Raw genomic sequence first — 15,607 nt, 5'->3', positions numbered from 1 at the left:
GGCGTCCCCGGCAGCGCACCTTGAGGACGAAAGTGTCAACTGTGAGCGAGACTACGCACGACAGTGCGGTCGCCATGAGTGCCCCGCCATCCGCCGACGAAGGTCTCAGCCCCCTCCAGCGGGCCGAGAAGTACGGACTGGCGCAGAGCGGGGCCCGGCCCAGCCTTGTGGAGTACGTCCGGCAGCTTTGGGCCCGCCGGCATTTCATCTCCGCCTTCGCCAGCGCCAAGCTGACCGCGCAGTTCAGCCAGGCGAAGCTGGGTCAGGTCTGGCAGGTGGCGACGCCGCTGCTGAACGCGCTCGTCTACTACCTCATCTTCGGTCTGCTGATCGGCACCCGTAAGGGCGTCCCGGACTACGTCCCGTTCCTGGTGACCGGTGTCTTCATCTTCACCTTCACCCAGAGCTCGGTGATGGCCGGCACCCGGGCGATCTCCGGCAACCTCGGTCTGGTGCGTGCGCTGCACTTCCCGCGGGCCTGCCTGCCGATCTCGTTCTGCCTGATGCAGTTGCAGCAACTGCTGTTCTCCATGGGCGTGCTGGTGGTCATCCTGCTCGCCTTCGGGCAGGTGCCGACCTGGTCCTGGCTGCTGGTGCTGCCCGCGCTGCTGCTCCAGTTCGTGTTCAACACCGGCCTGGCGATGATCATGGCCCGGCTCGGCAGCAAGACCCCGGACCTGGCGCAGTTGATGCCCTTCATCATGCGGACGTGGATGTACGCGTCCGGCGTGATGTTCAGCATCAGCGTGATCCTCAAGGGCAAGCACGTCCCGCACTGGGTCGAGGTGCTGCTCTACGGCAACCCGGCCGCCGTCTACATCGACCTGATCCGGTTCGCGCTGATCGACAGCTTCAAGGCGAGCCAGTTGCCGCCGCACGTCTGGGCGTTCGCGCTCGGCTGGGCGGTGCTGGCGGGCGCCGCGGGCTTTGTGTACTTCTGGAAGGCTGAGGAGCGGTACGGACGTGGCTGAGCAGATGGAAGGCGTCCAGCCGACCGAGGTGGCGCAGGAGCAGGTCCCGACGGTGATCGCGGACGAACTGCACATCGTCTACCGGGTTTACGGCACCGGCGCCGGCAAGGGCAGCGCGACCGCCGCGCTCAGCCGCATCATCCGGCGCCGACCGTCGATGGGCGTGCGCGAGGTGCACGCGGTCAAGGGCGTCTCCTTCACCGCGTACAAGGGTGAGTCGATCGGCCTGATCGGCTCCAACGGCTCCGGCAAGTCGACGCTCCTCAAGGCGATCGCCGGGCTGCTGCCCGCCGAGCGCGGCAAGGTCTACACCCACGGCCAGCCCTCGCTGCTGGGCGTGAACGCGGCCCTGATGAACGACCTGACGGGCGAGAAGAACGTCATCCTCGGCGGTCTGGCGATGGGCATGTCCCGTGAGCAGATCCGCGAGCGCTACGACGGCATCGTCGACTTCTCCGGCATCAACGAGAAGGGCGACTTCATCTCCCTGCCGATGCGCACCTATTCGTCCGGTATGGCGGCCCGGCTGCGGTTCTCCATCGCGGCGGCCAAGGACCACGACGTGCTGCTCATCGACGAGGCGCTGGCCACCGGTGACCGGGCCTTCCAGAAGCGCTCCGAGGCCCGCATCCGCGAGCTCCGCAAGGATGCGGGTACGGTCTTCCTGGTCAGCCACAACAACAATTCGATCCGGGACACCTGTGATCGCGTGCTGTGGCTGGAGCGGGGCGAGCTGCTGATGGACGGCCCGACGGACGAGGTCATCAAGGCGTACGAGAAGGAAACGGGCAAATAGCCCGCCCCTTCGCGCAAGGCCCTCGCGAGTCCGTTCGCGGGGGCCTTCGAACGTGAAGAAATAGTCAACTCCCGTGAATACGGGAACGGTTGAGCATCCTGTGACGTTGGTTAGGTCGTTGCCTGGGGCTTCGGTACCCGATCGATCGACGCCTAGATGTACGGCGTAAGCTGTACGGGTACTGAACGGAAAAATTGGTGCAAGTCGGGCAATATTCACCCCGGCGAGCGATGAAGCTCGATCGGAGGGCGCCCCTCCACTTTCGGCTACGCTCATCGAGCGGGAGGCGCCCCCACGCTGCGGCGTGTCCGAAATGGGTTGTTTTGGCTCGGCGGTGTAGAACGGGAGACGTGACGGCAATGGCTACTGGTTCGCTCCGGCTCCACAACGCGCCGGGTAGCCCCCGGTGAGCCGAGGAGACGAGCAGGCGCGTCGCGCCTTCCTCCGGAAGGTGGCGGTGAGTGGCGGGAGGGACCACACGCGCACCGTGCTCGATCAGGCCGCGCACGAGAACTTCCCCGTCGCGCCGTTCTTCCTGCCCCGCGCCTGGCGCGCCGACCTGATGGCCCTGTACGGCTTCGCCCGCCTCGTCGACGACATCGGCGACGGCGACCTGGCCCCCGGCGGCGGCGACGCCGTCCTGCTCGGCCTGGAGCGCACCCGGTACGACGACCGTCCGGCGCTGCTCGACGCCCTGGAGGCCGACCTCCACCGGGTCTTCAGCGACCGCGCGCCCGGCCCCAAGCACCCGCTGATGCGCCGGCTCGGTCCGACCGTCCGCCGCTGCGGGCTGACCCCCGAGCCGTTCCTCGGCCTGATCGAGGCCAACCGCCAGGACCAGCGGGTCAGTCGCTACGCCACCTACGACGACCTCGCCGCCTACTGCGAGCTGTCCGCCAACCCCGTCGGCCGGCTCGTGCTCGGCGTCACCGGCACCTCCAGCCCCGAGCGCGTCCGCCTCTCGGACGCCATCTGCACCGCGCTCCAGATCGTCGAGCACATCCAGGACGTGGCCGAGGACCTCGGCCGGGACCGGATCTACCTCCCCGCCGACGACATGAAGAGCTTCGGGGTCACCGAGGACGATCTGGCCGCGCCGACCGGCGGACCGTCGGTGCGGGCGCTCATCGCCTTCCAGGCCGAGCGCGCCGGGGAACTGCTGGACCGGGGCACGCCGCTGGTGAACAGCGTGCAGGGGCGGCTCCGGCTGCTGCTGGCCGGCTTCGTCGCCGGCGGGCGCGCCGCGCTCCAGGCGGTCGCGGCCGCCGATCACGACGTGCTCCCCGGACCGCCCAAGCCGACCAAGCTCAGCCTGCTGCGCGAGGTCGGGGCGACATTGCGACGAGAGGGGTGAGTCGGACCGTGGAGACCACCACACAGATGTCCGCGCCGGTGCTCGCTGCGTACCGCTACTGCGAGACGGTCACCGGGCAGCAGGCGCGCAACTTCGCGTACGGGATCCGGCTGTTGCCGGCCGACAAGCGGCAGGCCATGTCGGCGCTGTACGCCTTCTCCCGCCGGGTCGACGACATCGGCGACGGCGATCTGGACCTCGACGCCAAGCGCCGGCGGCTGGCGGACACCCGCGCCCTGCTCGGCCGTGTCAAGGACGGCCGGATCGAGGAGGACGACACCGATCCGGTGGCCGTCGCGCTCGCCGACACCGCCCGGCGCTTCCCCGTTCCGCTCGACGCGTTGGACGAGTTGATCGACGGGGTGCTGGCGGACGTCCGCGGCGAGACCTACGAGACCTGGGACGAGCTGAAGGTCTACTGCCGCTGCGTCGCCGGGGGGATCGGCCGGCTCTCACTCGGGGTGTTCGGCACGGTACCCGGCGCACCCGACGCCGAACACGCCCCCGAATACGCCGATACGCTGGGGCTTGCGCTCCAACTCACCAATATCCTCAGGGATGTTCGCGAAGACGCGGGCAACGGGCGGACGTACCTCCCGGCCGAGGACCTCGCCAAGTTCGGCTGCTCGGCCGGGTTCAACGGTCCGGTGCCGCCGCCCGGCGCCGACTTCACCGGGCTGGTGCAGTTCGAGGTCCGGCGGGCCCGCGCGCTGTTCGCGGACGGCTTCCGGCTGCTGCCGATGCTCGACCGTCGCAGCGGCGCCTGCGTGGCGGCGATGGCCGGGATCTACCACCGGCTGCTGACGCGGATCGCCGACGACCCGGAGGCGGTGCTGCGCGGCCGGGTCTCGCTGCCCGGCCGGGAGAAGGCGTTCGTCGCGGTGCGCGGGCTCTCCGGGCTCGACGCGCGGGCGATCGGCCGCCGGCAGGCGGTCAGGAGGCGTGGATGACGTGCCGGACCGCGCACCCCGGCCATGATCCGGAATCGGTGCGGCGGGCAACCCTTCGCCGGTCGGAGGCGTCCTTGACAGGCGTGAGGGGGGAGAACGCATGACAGCGGGAGCCACGCTGCCCGGGCGCGACCCGATCCGACCCTCCGGCCGTCCCGAAGGGGCGGCCGCGGTGGTCATCGGGGGCGGACTCGCGGGCACCACCGCGGCGTTGGCGCTGGCCGACGCGGGCCTGCGGGTCACGCTGGTCGAGGGCCGGCCGCGGCTCGGCGGGCTGGTCTTCTCCTTCCGCCGCGACTCGGCCGTCGGGCCGCTGACCGTCGACAACGGCCAGCACGTCTACCTGCGTTGCTGCACCGCCTACGGCGACCATCTGGCGCGGCTCGGCGCCGAGCGCCTGGCACCGCTCCAGGAACGCATGGACGTGCCGGTCCTGGACGCCGACCTGATGCGGCTCGGCCGGCTGCGGCGCACCGCCCTGCCAGTGCCGCTCCACCTGGCCAAGAGCCTGGCGCTCTACCCGCACCTCTCGCTCGCCGAGCGGGCCGGCGTGGTCCGCGCCACCCTCGCGCTCCAGCAACTGGACCCGGCCGACCCGGAGTTGGATGCCACCGACTTCGGCAGTTGGCTGCGCCGGCACGGCCAGAGCCCGCGCGCCATCGAGGCGCTGTGGGACCTCGTGGGTGTCGCCACCCTCAACGCCCCCGCCGGGGACGTCTCGTTGGGCCTGGCCGCCAAGGTCTTCAAGACCGGACTGCTCTCCGACCCCGGTGCCGCCGACATCGGCTGGGCCCGGACCCCGCTCGGCGAACTCCACCACACCCGCGCCGCCGCCGCACTGGACAAGGCCGGCGTCCGCACCGCCCTGCGCACCCGGGCCGCGGCCGTCACCCGCGACGGCGCCGGCTGGCGGGTCGCGGTGGAGAACGGCCCGCACGGCACCGAGACGCTCGCCGCGGACACGGTCGTGCTCGCCGTGCCGCAGCGCGAGGCGCACGCCCTGCTGCCGGACGGCGCGCTGCCCGAGCGGGACCGGCTGCTGGGCATCGGCACCGCACCGATCCTCAACGTCCACGTCATCTACGACCGCAAGGTGGTGCGCCGCCCGTTCTTCGCGGCGATCGGCTCGCCGGTGCAGTGGGTCTTCGACCGCACCGACGCCTCGGGGCTGGCCCGCACCGCAGGCCACGAACGCAGTCAGTACCTGGCCCTGTCGCAGTCCGCCGCGCAGGAGGAGATCGACCAACCGGTCGCCAAGCTCCGCGCCCGCTACCTCCCCGAGTTGGAACGACTGTTGCCGGCCGCCCGGGGCGCCCGGATCCTCGACTTCTTCGTCACCCGCGAGCGCACCGCGACCTTCGCGCCCGTCCCCGGCGTCGGCCGGCTCCGCCCGTCCGCCCGTACCCAAGCCCCCGGCCTCTTCCTGGCCGGTGCGTGGACCGCCACCGGGTGGCCCGCGTCCATGGAGGGCGCCATCCGCAGCGGCACCACAGCCGCCCGTGAGGCACTCTCCGAACTCGGCGTCCCGCAGGCCCAGTTGCCTCAGGAGGCGGCATGACGACGCATCTGCGTGCCCGCACGAGCACAAGCATCGGAAACAGAGGAGAAACCGTGGCTTCCCCGGCTATCGACACCGCGAGCGTCACCGCGCTGCTGGAGCGCGGGCGGACGCTCGCCACTCCCGTGCTGCGTGCCGCCGTATCCAGGCTCGCCCCTCCCATGGACACCGTCGCCGCCTACCACTTCGGGTGGATCGACGCGGAGGGCAACCCCAGCGACGGTGACAGCGGCAAGGCCGTGCGGCCCGCGCTCGCCCTGCTCTCCGCCGAGGTCGCGGGCAAGGGCCCCGAGGTCGGCGTTCCCGGCGCGGTCGCCGTCGAGCTGGTGCACAACTTCTCGCTGCTGCACGACGACCTGATGGACGGCGACGAGCAGCGCCGGCACCGCGACACCGTCTGGAAGGTGCACGGTCCGGCCCAGGCCATCCTCGTCGGCGACGCGCTGTTCGCGCTGGCCAACGAAATACTGCTGGAGCTAGGCACCGTCGACGCGGGCCGCGCCACGCGTCGACTCACCGTGGCCACCCGCAAGTTGATCGACGGTCAGGCCCAGGACATCTCCTACGAGCACCGCGAGCGGGTCACCGTCGAGGAGTGCCTGGAGATGGAGGGCAACAAGACCGGCGCGCTGCTGGCCTGCGCGGTCTCCATCGGTGCCGTCCTCGGCGGCGCCGACGACCGGACCGCGGACATCCTGGAGCGCTACGGCTACCACCTCGGCCTCGCCTTCCAGGCCGTCGACGACCTGTTGGGCATCTGGGGCGACCCGGACGCCACCGGCAAGCAGACCTGGAGCGACCTGCGGCAGCGCAAGAAGTCGCTGCCCGTCGTCGCCGCGCTCGCGGCCGGCGGGCCCGCCTCGGAGCGGCTCGCCGGCATCCTGGCCGCCGACGCCAAGAAGACCGAGACCGAGATCGCCGACTTCACCGAGGAAGAGTTCGCCTCCCGCGCGGCGTTGATCGAGGAGGCCGGCGGCCGCGAGTGGACCTCCGAGGAGGCCCGCCGTCAGCACGCCACCGCCATCGCCGCCCTGGACGAGATCGACATGCCCGAACGGATCCGTGCGCAGCTCGTCGCGCTCGCGGACTTCGTCGTCGTACGAGAGAGATGATGACCATCAACACGAACTAGCTCGCAGTCGCCGGCCGGCGCCCTCCCGGCGCCGGCCGACGGAATCCCTGGTCACGCATTGACAGTTCACTGCACGAAGGGGAAGCCATGACAGCGACGACCGACGGAAGCACCGGGGCGCTGGCGCCCGGGGCCCCCTCGGCCAACGAAGCCGACACCGAGAAGACCGTGACCGACACGGCCGAGCAGGCCGACCCGGCCGGCAGACAACGCACCGCCGTGCTGCAGGGCACGGCGGACGCCGCGCGCGAGGCGACCGCCCGCGCCACCGACTACCTGCTCTCCGTCCAGGACCCCGCCGGCTGGTGGAAGGGCGACCTGGAAACCAACGTCACGATGGACGCAGAGGATCTGCTGCTCCGTCAGTTCCTGGGCATCCAGGACCCGAAGCTCACCGAGGCCGCCGCCCGGCACATCCGCGGCGAGCAGCGCCCGGACGGCACCTGGGCCACCTTCTACGGCGGGCCCGGCGATCTCTCCACCACCATCGAGGCGTACGTGGCGCTGCGGCTGGCCGGCGACGCCCCGGGCGCCCCGCACATGGCCACCGCGTCCGCCTGGATCCGCGAGCAGGGCGGCATCGCCGCCTCCCGGGTCTTCACCCGGATCTGGCTCGCCCTCTTCGGCTGGTGGAACTGGAACGACCTGCCCCAACTCCCCCCGGAACTCATCTACTTCCCCAAGTGGTTCCCGCTCAGCATCTACGCCTTCGGCTGCTGGGCCCGGCAGACCATCGTGCCGCTCACCATCGTCTCGGCCACCCGCCCGGTCCGTCCGGCGCCGTTCGCCCTCGACGAGCTGCACACCGACCCCGCCGTCCCCAACCCGCCGCGCCCGCTCGCCCGCACCACGAGCTGGGACGGCCTCTTCCAGCGCCTGGACAAGGCGCTGCACCTCTACCACAAGGTCGCCCTGCGCCGGCCGCGGGCCGCGGCGATGCGCTCGGCCGCCCGCTGGATCGTCGAGCGGCAGGAGAACGACGGCTGCTGGGGCGGCATCCAGCCCCCCGCCGTCTACTCCCTCATCGCCCTGCACCTGCTCGGCTACGACCTCGACCACCCCGTGCTGCGGGCCGGCCTGGAATCCCTGGAGCGGTTCGCGGTCTGGCGCGCGGACGGCGTCCGGATGGTCGAAGCCTGCCAGTCACCGGTCTGGGACACCTGCCTGGCCACCATCGCGCTGGCCGACGCCGGAGTGCCCGCCGACCACCCGCAGTTGGTCAGGGCCGCCGACTGGATGCTGGGCGAACAGATCGACCGGCCCGGCGACTGGTCCGTGCGCCGCCCCCAACTCCCCTCCGGCGGTTGGGCGTTCGAGTTCCACAACGGCAACTACCCGGACATCGACGACACCGCCGAGGTGGTCCTGGCGCTGCGCCGGGTGCGGCACCCCGACCCGCAGCGGGTGCGGGAGTCGATCGACCGGGCGGTGCGCTGGAACGCCGGGATGCAGTCGAGGAACGGCGCCTGGGGCGCCTTCGACGCCGACAACACCAGCCCGTTCCCCAACCGGCTGCCGTTCTGCGACTTCGGCGAGGTGATCGACCCGCCGTCGGCCGACGTCACCGCGCACGTCGTGGAGATGTTCGCCGAGGTCGGGCGCGGCCACGACCCGCGCGCCCGCCGCGGCGTCGCCTGGCTGCTGGCCGAACAGGAGCCGTGCGGCGCCTGGTTCGGGCGCTGGGGCACCAACTACGTCTACGGCACCGGCTCGGTGCTGCCCGCCCTGGCCGCGGTCGGCATCCCCGCCGAGCACCCCGCTGTCCGCCGCGCCGTCGGCTGGCTGGAGCGGGTGCAGAACGCGGACGGCGGCTGGGGCGAGGACCAGCGCTCGTACCGGGACCGGGACGGCTGGGCCGGGCGCGGCGCCTCCACCGCCTCGCAGACCGCCTGGGCGCTGATGGCGCTGCTCGCGGTCGGCGAGCGGGACGGCGAGGCGGTGCGCAGCGGGGTGCGCTGGCTGGTGGAGAGTCAACTGCCGGACGGCTCCTGGGACGAGCCGTACTTCACCGGCACCGGCTTCCCCTGGGACTTCTCCATCAACTACCACCTCTACCGCCAGGTCTTCCCGCTGACCGCCCTCGGCCGCTACGTCCACGGCGGACCGGCCACCGGCCCCACCGCCGGGGCACCGGTGGGGGACTGATGCCAAGACGCCCCCCGCAGGACGCGGAGCCGCCACTGCTGGTCGCCTGTGCGCTCGGCATCGAACGGTTCGCGCTGCGGGGCGGTGACCCGGGGCCCGCCGGGGCGCCCGCGGTCATGCTGCGGACCGGCATGGGGCCGCAGGCGGCGGAGCGCGCCCTGGCGAACGCGCTGGGGGAGGGCGCGCCCACCGCGGGCTCGCCGGTGGTGGCCAGCGGCTTCTGCGCGGGGCTGGCCCCGGGAATGCGGCCCGGGGACGTGATCGTCGCCGAGGCCACCCGGGACCACCAAAGCGGCGTCCCGGACGTGCCGTGTCGCGACAACGGCCCCCTGGTGCGCGCCCTGCGGGCGCGCGATCTGCGGGTGCACACCGGACTGTTGCGCGGCTCCGACCACGTCGTACGGGGTGCGGAGCGGGCCGCGTTGCACGCCGAGGGCGCGATCGCGGTGGACATGGAGTCCGCCGCGACGCTGCGGACGGCGGTGCGGTGCGGCAGCCCCGCGGTTGCGGCCGTCCGGGTGGTCGTGGACTCCCCGGAACACGAACTCGTGCGCATCGGGACGGTACGCGGGGGAATATCGGCCTTCTGTGTGCTGCGCTCGGTATTCCCCGTTCTCTTTGACTGGCACCGTTCTTTGCCGCTCCCCAGGAGGTGAGCCAGATGGCCATGCCGCTTCGCCAAACCATCCGGGTCGGGACCTATCTGTTTGAACAGAGGGTGCTGCGCAAGCGGGAGAAGTTCCCGCTCATTGTCGAGCTGGAGCCGCTCTTCGCCTGCAACCTGAAGTGCGAGGGCTGCGGAAAGATCCAGCACCCGGCCGGAGTTCTGAAGCAGCGGATGCCGGTGGCCCAGGCGGTGGGAGCGGTGCTGGAATCCGGCGCCCCGATGGTCTCCATCGCCGGCGGCGAGCCCCTGATGCACCCTCAGATCGACGAGATCGTCCGGCAGTTGGTGGCCCGCCGGAAGTACGTCTTCCTGTGCACCAACGCGATGCTGCTGCGCAAGAAGATGGAGAAGTTCACGCCCTCGCCGTACTTCGCCTTCGCGGTGCACATCGACGGGATGCGGGAGCGGCACGACGAATCCGTCGCGAAGGAGGGCGTGTTCGACGAGGCGGTGGCGGCCATCAAGGAGGCCAAGCGGCGCGGCTTCCGGGTCACCACCAATTCCACCTTCTTCAACACCGACACCCCGCAGACCATCATCGAGGTCCTCAACTTCCTCAACGACGACCTGAAGGTCGACGAGATGATGCTCTCGCCCGCCTACGCCTACGAAAAGGCCCCCGACCAGGAGCACTTCCTCGGCGTGGAACAGACCAGGGAGCTGTTCCGCAAGGCGTTCGCCGGCGGCAACCGGCGGCGCTGGCGGCTCAACCACAGCCCGCTCTTCCTGGACTTCCTGGAGGGCAAGGCGGACTTCCCGTGCACGGCCTGGGCGATCCCCAACTACTCGCTCTTCGGCTGGCAGCGTCCCTGCTACCTGATGAGCGACGGCTACGTCCCGACGTACCGGGAGCTGATCGAGGAGACCGACTGGGAGAAGTACGGCCGCGGCAAGGACCCGCGGTGCGCCAACTGCATGGCGCACTGCGGCTACGAGCCCACCGCCGTGCTGGCCACCATGGGCTCGCTGAAGGAGTCCCTCCGGGCGGCCAAGGAGACCGTCGCGGGCAACCGCGGGTGACCCGGTGAACGGGGGCGCCGGGGCCACCGGGCCCCGGCGCCCCCGACCCGTCTTCGCCGCCCGCCCGTAAGGAGATCACCGTGACCGGATTCGACCTCACCGAGCTGCTCGCCGAACGCGGCGGCGAGCGCTACGACCTGCACGGCCGCCACCTCAACCACCAGCTCCCGCGGATGCTGCACACCATCGGCTTCGACAAGGTCTACGAACGCGCCGAAGGCGCCTACTTCTACGACGCCGACGGCCGGGACTACCTCGACATGCTCGCCGGCTTCGGCGTGATGGGCCTGGGCCGGCACCACCCGGTCGTCCGCCGGGCGCTGCACGACGTCCTCGACGCCCAACTCGCCGACCTCACCCGCTTCGACTGCCCGCCGCTGCCCGGGCTGCTCGCCGAGAAGCTGCTGGGCCACGCGCCCCACCTGGACCGGGTGTTCTTCGGCAACAGCGGCACCGAGGCCGTCGAGACCGCCCTGAAGTTCGCCCGCTACGTCACCGGCCGCCCGCGCGTCGTCTACTGCACGCACGGCTTCCACGGCCTGACCACCGGCGCGCTCTCCGTCAACGGCGAGGACGGCTTCCGGGACGGCTTCGCCCCGCTGCTGCCGGACACCGCCGTCGAGCTGGGCGATCTGGACGCGCTGGAGCGGGAGTTGCGGCGCGGGGACGTGGCGGCCTTCGTCGTCGAGCCCGTTCAGGGCAAGGGCGTCACCGCCGCGCCGCCCGGATTCCTGCGCGCCGCCCAGGAGTTGCTGCACCGGCACAAGGCGCTGCTGATCGTCGACGAGGTGCAGACCGGCCTCGGCCGCACCGGCGACTTCTTCGCCTTCCAGCACGAGGAGAGCGTGGAGCCGGACCTGGTCTGCGTCGCCAAGGCGCTCTCCGGCGGCTACGTCCCGGTCAGCGCCACCCTGGGCAAGGACTGGATCTTCAAGAAGGTCTACTCGTCCATGGACCGGGTGCTGGTGCACTCCGCCAGCTTCGGCGCCAACGCCCAGGCGATGGCGGCCGGTTTGGCGGTGCTCTCGGTCATGGAGGACGAGCAGGTCGTCGCCAACGCCCGGCACACCGGCGAGCTGCTGCGCTCCCGGCTGGCGGGGCTGGTCGACCGCTACGAGCTGCTGCACGAGGTGCGCGGCCGCGGCCTGATGATCGGCATCGAGTTCGGACGGCCCAAGTCGCTGGGGCTGCGCAGCCGTTGGACGATGCTGCAGGCCGCCCGGAAGGGCCTGTTCGCGCAGATGGTCGTGGTGCCGCTGTTGCAGCGGCACCGCATCCTGACCCAGGTCTCCGGCGACCACCTGGAGGTCATCAAGCTGATTCCGCCGTTGATCATCGGCGAACGGGAGGTGGACCGCTTCGTCGAGGCGTTCACGGCCGTCATGGACGACGCCCACAGCGGCGGCGGCCTGATGTGGGACTTCGGGCGGACGCTGGTCAAACAGGCGGTCGCCAACCGCTGACCGGCACACGGGGGACGGCAGGGGCGACGGTGCGCGCCGCGGTGCACCACGAGCGGCCGTTCGGCCTTCTCGCGGTGCACCGCGCGACGCGGCTGGTGACGGCGGCCGGGAGCGTCGCCGAGCGGTGCAGCGTCGGGGCGGGGCTCAGTCCGTCAGCAGGCGCTCACGGAGCTGCTCGCGGGTGGCGGGGGAGAGCTTGAGGCCGTCGGCGAGGTAGGACTCGACCCCGCCCCAGGTCTCGTCGATCGCCTCGAAGGCGGCCGTGAGGTAGTCGATGTGCGCGCCGAACAACGGCGACAACAGCTCCATGACCTCCGGCGACATCCCGGCCGCCGAGCTGTCCGAGCGGCGGACCTTGTAGCGCCGGCTGGGGTCGTTGGACTTGAGGTAGTCCACCTCGATGGCGTCCCGCTCCACGCCGACCGCGAGCAGGGTGACCGCGATGGACAGACCGGCGCGGTCCTTGCCGGCGGCGCAGTGCATCAGCGCCGGGACGCTGTCCTCGGCGAGGGCGTGCAGCAGCCGGCTGTGGTCCTCGGTGCGGGTGGTGATGATCTCGCGGTAGGTGCTGGCCATCCGGCCCGCGGCCTTGCCGTCGCCGAGCGCGATCCGGAGCTGGTCCAACTCGCCGTCCCGGACCATCGCCCAGAACTCCGCGCCGTCGGCGGGGTCGGTGAGCGGGATGTTGACGTTCCGCACGCCGGGGAGGGCGACGTCGGGGCCCTCCAGCTTGATGTCCGCGGCGTTGCGGAAGTCGAAGACGGTGTGCAGCCCGAGGCCGGCGAGGAACGCGGCGTCCGCCTCGGTGGCGTGCGCGAGGTGACCGCTGCGGAAGAGCCGCCCGTGTCGGATGCGACGCCCGTCGACGGTCGGCAGCCCGCCCACGTCGCGGAAGTTGCGGACCTCCGCGAGTTCCGGCTGGGACTGGGGGACCTGCGGCGTCTGCTGCGTCACGGGCGCTCCTCGGGGTCGGTCGCCGACGCTGCTCGTCGGCGAGGCGGGGGCTTCTCCCGACGATACGACACCGATGCCTGCGGCAATCAGGTGGCAACGGGGTGCAACACCGGTGCAACGGCGCGCATCATCCCCCATACATGGCGGTGGGGCAGCACTTCCTGATCGATCATTATTCCCACTTGGACAGAATTTGACTTGGTGGTATTAATCACCCCTCGTCAACCCCTGGTTACGGTGGCGTAGGTCACTTCTCGCGGTGAAGTATGTCCTGACGTGGCAGACGATTCGAAGAACATCAGCAACGGCGCGATCAGCGCCATCGGGTCGTACGCAGCCGTCGGGGACAGCTTTACCGAGGGGGTCGGGGATCCCGGTCCGGACGGGGCGTACATCGGTTGGGCGGACCGCCTTGCGGTCCTCCTCGCCGACCAGCGGAACGAGGGGGACTTCCGCTATGCGAACCTCGCTGTGCGGGGGCGGCTTCTGGACCGGATCATCGAGGAGCAGGTACCCCGGGCGCAGCAGCTCGCCCCCGAGCTGGTGACGTTCTGCGCCGGCGGCAATGACATCCTGCGGCCGGGCTCGGACCCGGACGCGGTGGCCGAGCGCTACGAGGCGGCCGTGGCCGCGCTGCGCGAGACGGTCCCGACGGTGCTGCTGTGCACCGGCTTTGACACCCGGGGCATGCCGGTCCTCAAGCACCTGCGCGGCAAGATCGCCACGTACACCGCCCATGTGCGGGCCATCGCCGACCGGCACGACTGCCCGGTGCTCGACCTGTGGTCGCTGAAGTCCGTGCAGGACCGGCGGGCGTGGAGCGAGGACCGGCTGCACCTGTCGGCCGACGGGCACACCCGGGTGGCGCTGCGCGCCGCGCAGGTGTTGGGACTTGAGGTGCCGGCCGACCCGGACCAGGCATGGCCGCAGGAGGCGGAGCGGACCGCCGCCGAGGCGCGGCGGGACAACATCCACTGGGCGCGCGAGCACCTGGTGCCGTGGATCGGGCGCCGGCTGCGCGGCGTCTCCTCCGGTGACGACGTCGAGCCCAAGCGGCCCGACCTGCTTCCGCTGTAACCCCCACGGCACGCTGAAGGCCCCGTGCCCGCCCCGCGGCGGAACGGGGCCTTCAGTGCGCCGTCGCCCGATACGGCAGGTCCGCCCAGACCACTTGGCCCCGGCCGCCGTCGTCGGGTCGGGTGCCCCAGCTCTCGGAGAGCGCACCCACCAGGAACAGCCCCCGGCCGCCCTCCTGATCGAGACTGCCGGGCAGGGCGTGCGGTGCGGAGGTGCCCGGTCCGCCCTCGTCGGTGATCTCTATGCGGATGTGCGCGCCGACGACCGCTATCTCGCAGCCGACCTTCTCGCTGTCGGTGTGCCGCACCGCGTTGGTGAACAGCTCGGTGACCACCAACTCCACGTCGTCGCGCACCTGTTGATCCGCGCCCCACTCGCACAGCAGCGTGCTGACGCGCCTGCGCGCCTCGGGAACGGACGTGCGCAGCGCCGGCAAGTGGAACGCGTCCTGCGGGCTCGGGGCGGCGAAGCCGCCGCATCGCCCTAACGACGGAGCGTTTTTGTAGGAAGCCACGACTTAACTATGTGCGATGTTGCTCACCGTTGGCAAGGATCAGTCTGTAATTTGCAGAATTGAAAGTGCAGTCTGTTCGAGCTGATGACGGCATGACACACTGCTGAGCACTGAAGCTGGTTGGAGGGGATCGGACGTGGCGGACCCACGGTCTGCAGGTGCACCGACCGTCCTGCGGGTGGTGCTCGGCAAGCGACTGCAGGACCTGAGGGAGGGGGCGGGGCTCTCCTTCGAGCGCGCCGCCGCCGCGCTCGATGTGACGCACGCCACGATACGGCGCATGGAGAAGGCCGAGGTCGGCCTCAAACTCCCGTACGTGGAAAAGCTGTTGGCGACCTACGGCGTCACCGACCAGGAGGAGATCGACGGCTTCGTCTCCCTGGCCCGCGAGGCCAACCGCCCCGGCTGGTGGCACCGCTTCCGCGATGTCCTCCCCGAGTGGTTCAGCGCCTTCGTCAGCCTGGAGAGCGAAGCCAACCTGGTCCGTTCCTACCAACCACACTACGTCCCCGGCCTGTTGCAGACCGAGGACTACGCCGCCGCCGTGCTGCGCGCCGGAATGCCGCACGCCGCCCCGGCCGACATCGACCGCATCGTGGCCCTGCGCATGGAACGCCAGGCGCTGTTGACCCGCGAGAACGCCCCGATGCTGTGGTCGGTCATGGACGAGACCGTGCTGCGGCGACCCATCGGCGGACCCAAGGTGATGCGCGATCAGATCGCCCGGCTGATGGAGGCCGCCTCGATGCCGAACGTCCGGCTCCAGGTGATGCCGTTCGCCGCGGGTCCGCACCCCGCCATGTACGGGCCGTTCCACATCTTCCGCTTCCCGATCCCGGAGCTCCCGGACATCGCGTACGCGGAAAGCCTCGTCGGAGCCGTGTACTTCGACCAGCGCAACGACGTCTCGCAGTTCCTGGAGGCCCTGGACCGGATGTGTGCGCAGGCCGCGCCGGCACACGCGACCGAGGCCATCCTGGGCGGCTTTCGCAAGGAGATCTGAACC

14 protein-coding genes are annotated in these 15,607 nt (G+C 71.1%); 12 read left to right on the top strand and 2 right to left on the bottom strand.

The window, feature by feature from the left end; genetic code table 11:
• Positions 1-41 precede the first annotated feature (41 nt).
• The 10 genes from ACIQU6_RS07985 to ACIQU6_RS07940 all read left to right on the top strand — a co-directional run bounded on the left by ACIQU6_RS07985 (position 42) and on the right by ACIQU6_RS07940 (position 12,056).
• Positions 42-971 carry an ABC transporter permease gene (locus ACIQU6_RS07985; RefSeq protein WP_403480766.1) on the top strand — a complete coding sequence of 310 codons (930 nt, stop codon included), beginning with the start codon at positions 42-44 and terminating at the stop codon, positions 969-971.
• A 4-nt stretch (positions 972-975) separates the two neighbouring features.
• Complete coding sequence (locus tag ACIQU6_RS07980) at positions 976-1,767, top strand: ABC transporter ATP-binding protein (protein WP_403480797.1); 792 nt, start codon at positions 976-978, stop codon at positions 1,765-1,767.
• A gap of 487 nt (positions 1,768-2,254) precedes the next feature.
• A complete protein-coding gene (hpnC, locus tag ACIQU6_RS07975; protein ID WP_403480765.1) occupies positions 2,255-3,121 on the top strand; it encodes a squalene synthase HpnC in 867 nt (288 codons plus the stop codon).
• Positions 3,122-3,147: 26 nt separating this feature from the next.
• Complete coding sequence (gene hpnD / locus ACIQU6_RS07970; protein ID WP_403480796.1) at positions 3,148-4,071, top strand: presqualene diphosphate synthase HpnD; 924 nt, start codon at positions 3,148-3,150, stop codon at positions 4,069-4,071.
• Between the two features lie 100 nt (positions 4,072-4,171).
• Positions 4,172-5,629 carry a hydroxysqualene dehydroxylase HpnE gene (gene hpnE, locus ACIQU6_RS07965; protein WP_403480764.1) on the top strand — a complete coding sequence of 486 codons (1,458 nt, stop codon included), beginning with the start codon at positions 4,172-4,174 and terminating at the stop codon, positions 5,627-5,629.
• On the top strand, positions 5,626-6,741 hold the full coding sequence (locus ACIQU6_RS07960) for a polyprenyl synthetase family protein (RefSeq protein ID WP_403480763.1): 1,116 nt from the start codon (positions 5,626-5,628) through the stop codon (positions 6,739-6,741). Before hpnE ends, ACIQU6_RS07960 begins: the two co-directional genes overlap by 4 nt.
• Before the next feature lie 107 nt (positions 6,742-6,848).
• The gene (gene shc / locus ACIQU6_RS07955; protein WP_403480762.1) at positions 6,849-8,906 is read left to right on the top strand and encodes a squalene--hopene cyclase; all 2,058 of its coding nucleotides are present in this window, start codon (positions 6,849-6,851) and stop codon (positions 8,904-8,906) included.
• Positions 8,906-9,562, top strand: a complete 657-nt coding sequence (locus tag ACIQU6_RS07950) for a 1-hydroxy-2-methyl-2-butenyl 4-diphosphate reductase (RefSeq protein WP_403480761.1) — start codon at positions 8,906-8,908, stop codon at positions 9,560-9,562. The genes shc and ACIQU6_RS07950 overlap by 1 nt, the downstream gene beginning before the upstream one ends.
• A 5-nt stretch (positions 9,563-9,567) precedes the next feature.
• Positions 9,568-10,593, top strand: a complete 1,026-nt coding sequence (hpnH, locus tag ACIQU6_RS07945) for an adenosyl-hopene transferase HpnH (protein ID WP_403480760.1) — start codon at positions 9,568-9,570, stop codon at positions 10,591-10,593.
• A gap of 80 nt (positions 10,594-10,673) precedes the next feature.
• On the top strand, positions 10,674-12,056 hold the full coding sequence (locus ACIQU6_RS07940) for an aspartate aminotransferase family protein (protein ID WP_403480759.1): 1,383 nt from the start codon (positions 10,674-10,676) through the stop codon (positions 12,054-12,056).
• 144 nt (positions 12,057-12,200) lie between these two features.
• On the opposite strand, the gene ACIQU6_RS07935 is transcribed toward ACIQU6_RS07940, so the two are convergent.
• Entirely contained in the window at positions 12,201-13,010 is an 810-nt protein-coding gene (locus ACIQU6_RS07935) for a tyrosine-protein phosphatase (protein WP_403480758.1), read from the bottom strand.
• Positions 13,011-13,286: 276 nt separating this feature from the next.
• Between ACIQU6_RS07935 and ACIQU6_RS07930 the strand changes: the two genes are divergently transcribed.
• Positions 13,287-14,087 (top strand): SGNH/GDSL hydrolase family protein, encoded by an 801-nt coding sequence (locus tag ACIQU6_RS07930; RefSeq protein ID WP_403480757.1) that lies wholly within the window; start codon positions 13,287-13,289, stop codon positions 14,085-14,087.
• A 52-nt stretch (positions 14,088-14,139) separates the two neighbouring features.
• Here ACIQU6_RS07930 and ACIQU6_RS07925 read toward each other — a convergent pair whose 3' ends face one another.
• Positions 14,140-14,601, bottom strand: coding sequence for an ATP-binding protein (locus ACIQU6_RS07925; protein WP_403480756.1), 462 nt, complete (start codon positions 14,599-14,601; stop codon positions 14,140-14,142).
• Positions 14,602-14,737: 136 nt separating this feature from the next.
• On the opposite strand from ACIQU6_RS07925, the gene ACIQU6_RS07920 reads away from it, so the two are divergent.
• Positions 14,738-15,604, top strand: coding sequence for a helix-turn-helix domain-containing protein (locus ACIQU6_RS07920; protein ID WP_403480755.1), 867 nt, complete (start codon positions 14,738-14,740; stop codon positions 15,602-15,604).
• Positions 15,605-15,607: the final 3 nt, after the last annotated feature.

The organism is Streptomyces sp. NPDC090442, from assembly GCF_044769405.1.
GTDB lineage: Bacteria > Actinomycetota > Actinomycetes > Streptomycetales > Streptomycetaceae > Streptomyces.
Note: the sequence above shows the minus strand (reverse complement) of the source record. Positions and strands in the feature narration are given on the sequence as shown.

What these genes read in the sequence shown, in the direction of transcription:
- shc (WP_403480762.1), top strand. Translation starts at nt 6,849, where the DNA reads ATGACAGCGACGACCGACGGAAGCACCGGGGCGCTGGCGCCCGGGGCC.
- ACIQU6_RS07960 (WP_403480763.1), top strand. Translation starts at nt 5,626, where the DNA reads ATGACGACGCATCTGCGTGCCCGCACGAGCACAAGCATCGGAAACAGA.
- ACIQU6_RS07950 (WP_403480761.1), top strand. Translation starts at nt 8,906, where the DNA reads ATGCCAAGACGCCCCCCGCAGGACGCGGAGCCGCCACTGCTGGTCGCC.
- ACIQU6_RS07980 (WP_403480797.1), top strand. Translation starts at nt 976, where the DNA reads ATGGAAGGCGTCCAGCCGACCGAGGTGGCGCAGGAGCAGGTCCCGACG.
- hpnE (WP_403480764.1), top strand. Translation starts at nt 4,172, where the DNA reads ATGACAGCGGGAGCCACGCTGCCCGGGCGCGACCCGATCCGACCCTCC.
- hpnH (WP_403480760.1), top strand. Translation starts at nt 9,568, where the DNA reads ATGGCCATGCCGCTTCGCCAAACCATCCGGGTCGGGACCTATCTGTTT.
- hpnD (WP_403480796.1), top strand. Translation starts at nt 3,148, where the DNA reads ATGTCCGCGCCGGTGCTCGCTGCGTACCGCTACTGCGAGACGGTCACC.